This window comes from Bradyrhizobium sp. 31Argb (genome assembly GCF_043638955.1).
GTDB lineage: Bacteria > Pseudomonadota > Alphaproteobacteria > Rhizobiales > Xanthobacteraceae > Bradyrhizobium.
In genome coordinates this window covers 1-2,889 of record NZ_JBEGDB010000494.1, presented here as the reverse complement: position 1 = coordinate 2,889, position 2,889 = coordinate 1, and the positions used below count along the sequence as shown (strand labels likewise).

Sequence of the window (2,889 nt, the reverse complement as noted above, 5' to 3'; positions counted from 1 at the left end):
GCGATCCGATCACCTCAAAAGCTCTTGTGCCACGGGGGCCGTCCACATATGGGTCCCGGCGTTCGCCGGGACGACAGCATTCCGAAAGATCACGCCTGAACGTGATCGCGGCCAACAAAAGGCCAGAGTGGGATGACAATCCGAACCACCGTCATCCTGCCGAGGCCTTACATGCGACATGCTCTTTCCATTGCCCTCCTCGTAAGCCTCGCCAGCGCGGGCCTGGCCTCGGCGCAGGGCCGGAAGATGACCGAACTGCTCGCGCCGCGCGATCCCGGTCCGAATGAGGCGGTCCGGGTCAAGGTCGTTACCGGTCCGCTGCCGTTCGGTGCTCGCCTTGTGGTGAAGACCGAGCAGGGCGACGTGATCGGCTCGATTATGACCTACGGCGTGCCGGGTCCGAATGACACCCGTTCCGAAACCTTCCCAGTTCAGTCGAGGAATGTGGTCAACAAGCGGCTTCGGCTGCAGGTGCTGGTGGAAGCGCCGGGCGCGATGACGCGATCCGCGACGCCGGACGAAATCCGCGGGCTCGACGTCATGATCGTGCCGCGCACGCCGTGATCGCTGCCGCCGCTCTACTCCGCATCCGGTTTTCCCCTATCGTCTAGCCAACAACGCGCCGTCATTGTGGCCGCTGAGGCGTGGATTGCTTCGCTTCGCTCGCAATGACGGACAATAAATTCCAGGGAAACCCCAATGAACGATCCCGTTGACGTCCTGATCATCGGCGCCGGCGCGTCCGGCGCTGCGGTGGCGTGGTCGCTGGCCGAGACGAAAATGCACATCCTCTGCCTGGAGCAGGGCGGCTGGATGAATCCAGCGGACTATCCGAGCACCGGGCGGGACTGGGAGGCCAAATTCTATGGCGACTGGTCGACCAGCCCGAATGTCCGCGGTCGCGCTGAGGATTATCCAATCAACGACGACAACTCCCCGATCAAGGTCGTCAACTTCAACGCCGTCGGCGGCTCGACCGTGATGTACACCGCGCATTGGCCGCGGCTGCATCCGTCCGATTTCAAGGTGAAGACGCTCGACGGCGTCGCTGATGACTGGCCGATCGACTACGATGCACTCACCCCGTTCTTCGAAGAGAACGACCGGATGATGGGCGTGTCGGGCCTGTCGGGCGATCCGCTTTCGCCGCTGACGCATCCGCCGATGCCGCCGCAGCCGCTCGGGCTCTCCGGCCCGCTGATCGGCAAGGCCATGAACAAGCTCGGCTGGCACTGGTGGCCGTCGGACACCACGGTCGCGACGATGGACTATGAGGGCAGGGCGCGCTGCATCAATCTCGGCCATTGCACGCCGGCCTGCGCGCAAGGCGCGAAAGCCTCGACCGACATCACCTATTGGCCGCATGCGATCCGCGCCGGCGTCGAGATCAAGACGCATTGCCGCGTGCGCGAGATCCTGACCAACGAGCAGGGCATGGCCTCCGGTGTCATCTATTACGACAAGGATGGCGTCGAGCAGTTCCAGCCGGCCGAAGTCGTCATCATCGCCTGCAACGGCGTCGGCACGCCGCGGCTGCTCTTGAACTCGGTCTCCGGCCGCTTTCCGAACGGCCTCGCCAATTCATCAGGCCTGGTCGGCAAGAACCTGATGTTCCATCCCTATGCGCAGATCTACGGCTTCGTGAAGGAGCCGACCGACAGCAACCGCGCGCCGCCGACCTGCCTGTGGAGCAAGGAGTTCTACGACACCGACCTCTCGCGCGGCTTCGTCCGCGGTTATGGCATCCAGTTCGGCCGCGGCGCAGGGCCTGTGTTCGAGGCCGTCGCGAGCGAGCAGAAGGGTATCTTGCCGTGGGGTGCGGATCATCACCGCGTCTTCCGCAGGCTCAATGGCCACCGCCTCGCGGTCTCAGCGATCTGCGAGGATCTTCCTGAGGAGCACAACCGCGTCACGCTCGATCCCGTACTGAAGGACAGCCACGGCGTTCCCGCCCCGAAGATCGACTACACGATCAGCGAGAACAGCCGGAAGATGATGGAGCATGGGCTGGCGCGCGGCTGCGAGATTCTTGAAGCCGCCGGCGCGACCGACATTTGCATCAATAATCCGATCCCCTGGGGCGGCTGGCACCTGCTCGGCACCGCACGGATGGGCACGGACCCTGGGCGTTCCGTGGTCAACGAGTGGGGCCGGTCGCACGATGTGAAGAACCTGTTCATCGTCGACGGCAGCGTGTTCGTCACCTCAGGCGGGGTCAACCCGACTTCCACGATCCAGGCGATCGCGCTCTACATCGCTGACCAGATGAAACAGCGTCTTGCCAATTTGTTCGACTGAGGATGCCATGTCAGCCGATACGCTCTCCACAGCCCAGCGCGACGATCTCAGGACCATCGCGGCGATGATCGTTCCTGAGAGTGCCGAGTACAAAGTGCCGGGTGCCGATGATCGGGCCATCCAGGCCGATATCCTGGCAACGCTCGGCCGCGATACCGAGCCGGTGCGCGCCGCGCTCGACCATCTTGCGCGCTTGGCCGGCAAGCCGCTCGCCGAGCTCGACACGGCGCAGCGCGAGAAGGTTGCAAAGGAATTCCGCGCGACCGGCGGAGTTCCGGCGGCAACGCTCGTCCGCGTCGTCCTGCAATGCTACTACCGCGACGACCGCGTGCTGCGCTCGCTCGGCCACGAACTGCGTGCGCCGTTCCCGAAGGGCCACACGCTGGAGCAAGGCGATTGGTCGCTGCTTGATCCCGTCAAGGCGCGCGGCGGCAGCTTGCGGCGCGCGCTCTAGCGTCACGGCAGGAAGTCGTAGCCCGGGTGGAGCGGAACGCGTAACCCGGGACATCTACATCTGGAGTGCCCCCCAAAAGTGAGACACGGGAAATTAGGGACAGTTCTCTAACGGAGAACGTATGCCCAACAAATCCC

Annotated in this window: 3 protein-coding genes; all 3 read left to right on the top strand. The window is 64.1% G+C overall.

What is annotated here, in order from left to right; all coding sequences use genetic code 11:
- Window positions 1-132: 132 nt before the first annotated feature.
- The 3 genes from AAFX91_RS40540 (at window position 133) to AAFX91_RS40530 (ending at window position 2,752) form a co-directional block, all read left to right on the top strand.
- Complete coding sequence (locus tag AAFX91_RS40540; protein ID WP_394570225.1) at window positions 133-564, top strand: hypothetical protein; 432 nt, start codon at window positions 133-135, stop codon at window positions 562-564.
- A 135-nt stretch (window positions 565-699) separates the two neighbouring features.
- Window positions 700-2,298, top strand: a complete 1,599-nt coding sequence (locus AAFX91_RS40535; protein ID WP_394570224.1) for a GMC family oxidoreductase — start codon at window positions 700-702, stop codon at window positions 2,296-2,298.
- A 7-nt stretch (window positions 2,299-2,305) separates the two neighbouring features.
- A complete protein-coding gene (locus AAFX91_RS40530) occupies window positions 2,306-2,752 on the top strand; it encodes a hypothetical protein (protein ID WP_394570223.1) in 447 nt (148 codons plus the stop codon).
- The last annotated feature ends 137 nt before the right edge of the window (window positions 2,753-2,889 follow it).

Bases quoted from the DNA above. Each gene is read 5' to 3' on its own strand.
- AAFX91_RS40535 (WP_394570224.1), top strand. From the start codon at position 700: ATGAACGATCCCGTTGACGTCCTGATCATCGGCGCCGGCGCGTCCGGC.
- AAFX91_RS40530 (WP_394570223.1), top strand. From the start codon at position 2,306: ATGTCAGCCGATACGCTCTCCACAGCCCAGCGCGACGATCTCAGGACC.
- AAFX91_RS40540 (WP_394570225.1), top strand. From the start codon at position 133: ATGACAATCCGAACCACCGTCATCCTGCCGAGGCCTTACATGCGACAT.